This is a genomic window from Bradyrhizobium genosp. SA-3, from assembly GCF_004212635.1.
GTDB lineage: Bacteria > Pseudomonadota > Alphaproteobacteria > Rhizobiales > Xanthobacteraceae > Bradyrhizobium.
The window spans coordinates 1-4,118 of sequence record NZ_PSRT01000267.1; the positions used below are offsets into that span (position 1 = coordinate 1).

Annotated in this window: 2 protein-coding genes and 1 pseudogene; 2 read left to right on the forward strand and 1 reads right to left on the reverse strand. The window is 65.9% G+C overall.

What is annotated here, in order from left to right:
* Positions 1–391 precede the first annotated feature (391 nt).
* Both dapF and mtaB read left to right on the forward strand, forming a co-directional pair.
* Complete coding sequence (gene dapF, locus CWO91_RS41665; RefSeq protein WP_130221099.1) at positions 392–1,267, forward strand: diaminopimelate epimerase; 876 nt, start codon at positions 392–394, stop codon at positions 1,265–1,267.
* Positions 1,267–2,522, forward strand: a pseudogene (gene mtaB / locus CWO91_RS41670) (tRNA (N(6)-L-threonylcarbamoyladenosine(37)-C(2))-methylthiotransferase MtaB). The gene dapF and the pseudogene mtaB overlap by 1 nt, the downstream one beginning before the upstream one ends.
* Positions 2,523–2,755: 233 nt before the next feature.
* Here the strand turns inward: mtaB and CWO91_RS41675 are convergent.
* On the reverse strand, positions 2,756–3,865 hold the full coding sequence (locus CWO91_RS41675; protein WP_130221100.1) for a DUF2336 domain-containing protein: 1,110 nt from the start codon (positions 3,863–3,865) through the stop codon (positions 2,756–2,758).
* Between the last annotated feature and the right edge of the window lie 253 nt (positions 3,866–4,118).

Consider the following 4,118-nt stretch of genomic DNA (forward strand, 5'->3'; position numbering starts at 1 on the left):
CACCGGCGCAGGCGAGGCACTCGCGGCAGGGGATGGCGAAGCCGATGGCGCCGGCGAGGGGCTTGCAGACGCCGCCGGCGCCGGGCTCGGTGTTTGCGCCAGAACTCCGGACAGGCCAAACGACAAGGCCGCCGCCGGGATCAGCGCGGCCAAAGCGAGACGACGAAACCTGATCATTTTATTCTCCCCAAGACCTTGTGTCCCAAGGCCTAAATCCGTCCTGCACCCGGCCGCGCCTCCCGGTCGCGCGAACGGCGCAGTTCTAACACGCGAGCGCCAAATTCGTCCCATGACAGATGCGTCATGGGCGGCCTCCAGGGCGCTTCGCAGCAAACCGCTGGCCAAGCCGGCAAGGATCGCCATATAAGACGGGCGAAATTCGGGAATTTTCATGAGCGCGCTGGCCAACCACGCATTTGCCAAGATGAACGGCATCGGCAACGAGATCGTCGTTGTCGACATGCGCGATTCCGCAAGCCGGGTGACCCCCGACGACGCGCGGGCGGTGGCGTCCGCCAACGGCGGCGTGGCTTACGACCAGCTCATGGTGCTGCAGAAGCCGCGGCTGGACGGCACCGAGGCCTTCATCCGCATCTACAACAATGATGGCTCCGAGGCCGGCGCCTGCGGCAACGGTATGCGCTGTGTGGTGCGCCGCATCTTCGAGAAGAGCGGGCAGACCACCGCCACGTTCGAGACGGCTGCGGGCTTACTCAATTGCTGGCAGGGCCCCGCGCCCGACCTCTACACCGTCGACATGGGCGCGCCGAAGTTCGGCTGGCAGGACATTCCGCTGGCGGAAGAGTTTCGCGACACCCGCTACATCGAGTTGCAGATCGGGCCGATCGACAATCCGATCCTGCATTCGCCGTCCGTGGTGAGCATGGGCAATCCGCATGCGATCTTCTGGGTCGAGGACGTCAACGCCTATGATCTCGATCGTTTTGGTCCGCTCCTGGAAAACCATCCGATCTTCCCCGAGCGCGCCAACATCACGCTCGCCCATATCGTCGATCGCGAGCACATCACGATCCGCACCTGGGAGCGTGGCGCGGGCCTCACCAAGGCGTGCGGTTCGGCGGCCTGCGCGACGGCCGTCGCCGCGGCGCGGCTGAAGCGCGCCAACCGCAACGTCGAGATCACGCTGCCCGGCGGCAAGCTCGGCATCGAATGGCGCGAGCGCGACGATCATGTGTTGATGACGGGCACCGCGACCTTCGAATATGAAGGCAATTTCGATCCGGCGCTGTTCGCGCCGGTCGGCTGATGGCTGTCGACGTCGTCACCTTCGGCTGCCGCCTCAATGCCTTCGAGGCCGAGGTGATCCGCCGCGAGGCGGAGAGCGCGGGCCTTTCCGATGCCATCGTCATCAACAGCTGCGCCGTCACCAACGAGGCGGTGGCGCAGGCGCGCCAGTCGATCCGCAAATTGAAGCGCGAGCGGCCCGGTGCGCGCATCGTCGTCACCGGCTGCGCGGCGCAGACGCAAGCCGCGATGTTCGCCGCTATGACTGAAGTCGATCGCGTCGTCGGTAATGGCGACAAGCTGCGCTCGTCCGCATGGCGCGATGCGCGCGATGCATTCGACGTCGGCGCCAGCGAGAAGGTCGCCGTCAGCGACATCATGGCGGTCAAGGAGATGGCGCCACATCTCATTGACGGCTTTGCAACCGGCCTGCCGCGCGTGTTCGTGCAGGTGCAGAACGGCTGCGACCATCGCTGCACCTTCTGCATCATCCCGTTCGGCCGCGGCAACTCGCGCTCGGTGCCGATGGGCGCGGTGGTCGAACAGGTGCGGGCGCTGGCCCTGCGCGGTCACGCCGAGATCGTGCTGACCGGCGTCGACCTCACCAGCTACGGCGCTGACCTGCCGGGCGCGCCCAAGCTCGGCATGCTGACCAAGCAGATTTTGCGGCACGTGCCGGAGCTGAAGCGTCTGCGCATCTCCTCGATCGATTCGATCGAGGCAGATGACGATCTGTTAGATGCCATCGCCGATGATGCGCGGCTGATGCCGCATTTGCACCTGTCGCTACAGTCCGGCGACGACATGATTTTGAAGCGCATGAAGCGGCGGCATTCGCGACATGATGCGATCGCGTTCTGCGACCAGGTGCGCCGCCTGCGCCCGGACGTCATTTTCGGCGCCGACATCATCGCGGGCTTTCCGACCGAGACCGAGGAGATGTTTTCGCGCTCGCTCGATCTCGTCGAGGAATGCGGCCTGACCTTCCTGCACGTCTTCCCCTACTCGCCCCGCCCCGGCACGCCGGCGGCGCGAATGCCGCAGGTTGCGGGCGGCGCAATCAAGGAACGCGCGCGCGACGGCTGCGGGCGGCTGGCGAGGCGGCACTGCGGCAGCGGCTGCAAGCCGAGATCGGCGCAATGCGCGAGGTGCTGATCGAGAGCGAGGGGCAGGGACGCACGGAACACTATCTGCCGGTGGCGATTGCAGGCGAACGTGTGGGCAGCGTCGTGCCGCTGATGATTACCGGCAGTGATGGCGAGCGGTTGACCACGTAAACAGCTGTTGAACGTCGCGTCGTGCTACATCCCCATCGTCGTCCCGGCGAAGGCCGGGACCCATACTGCGTGATCTATCGGTATCGAGCGGTGCTTGTCCCGCCGGAGCAGAGTCACTGCGAGTCTTCGTAAAACCAGGGTCGGTGGTTATGGGTCCCGGCCCCCGTGCGCAATTGCGCACTAGGCCGGGACGACACCGAGAGTGTTGATGCGCCGTTCCTTCAAATGCATGCCTACGACGCCCGCACCTGCCAGAACCGCAGCGTGCGCCGCGCGTTCTCCGGCGTCATGCTCGCAAAATGCCCCTGCGCCCGCGCGAGATCTGCCGGCTTCATCGCGCCCGTCGCGTAACGGCTTTCGAGCACGGCGGCGGTGGTGTCCCAGCCGAGCTGCGCGGCCTTGCACGGCACCAAGAGGCCATCGTCGCGCAGGCTCTGCATCAGCGGGCGAATCACCTCGACAGTCGATCCGGACAGCGCTGCAAGCGCCGCCGCGGTCTCCTCATAGCGCCGCTGTGTGGCGAAGCCGAGCAGCGTCGCTTCGTTGAGCTGGTCGTGCGCTTTCAGATTTGCGATGGCCCGCTTGGCGCCTTCGAAATCGCGAACGCCAGACATCTGGCGCTCGACGCCGACGGTGACGGCGGCAATCGCGCTCTGGATCTCTTCGAACAGATGCGGTGGCGCGCGTGACAACAGGCGGGTGCGCACGGCATCGGTCGCGGAACGTAGCAATTGGCGGCGCAGCTCCGACGGCAAATCGACGCGGACGCCGATGCTGACGGCAAGCTCGGGATCGCTTTCGGCCTGTCCGACGATGATGGCAAATCCGCTGCCGGAGACACGGGCGCCGGGATTGGCCGCGAGCCGCCGGCTGACGCTGGGATAGCGCCGCGCCAGCAGTGCATCGGTGACGATCTCCTTCAGCCACCAGCGGCCGGCGACCGCGAGCAGATGCGGCTCGCCCTTGCTCGATGCGATCTTCATCAGCTCGCCATCGTCGAGGCGCGCGGATTCCTGGAGCACGGGTCCGGCGATACGGATCTCGTCATTGTTGGCGAGGCGGCGGATCACGGATGGCGGCGCCTGCGCGATCGGCGCGAGCTGCGCGCTGATCTCGGCGAGCGCAACGCGAGCGCCGATGTCGGCGATGGCGCGCAGCTCGATGGTGCCGATCAGGCGCTCGAGCACGTCGTCGAACAGCGCGATCTGCTCGTCGTCAAAACTGCCAGCGGAAGATAGGAACAAGTCGGTGACGCGCCGGGCCGTCTCCAGCCCTTTTTCCGGCGAGCCCATCCGTATCGCGGATTCGACCTCGTCGATGATCGATAGCTCGGCCTTGGTCATCACGCGCTGCTCGTCCTGAGCGGTTACGGAAGCTTGTTCTAAGCAACCGCTATCATTAGAGCCGAGCACTGAACGTTTCGTAAACCATGGCCTGAGAGCGACTAGCTTTAGCGAGATGCCGCCGCGGCGTCAGTGCGCCCCCTCCCCCGCTTGCACCCCGCTTGCGGGGGAGGGCTGGGGAGAGGGTATCTCCACAGAGGGACTCCCCAAGAGGAGAGAACCCTCACCCGGCGCTACGCGCCGACCTCTCCCG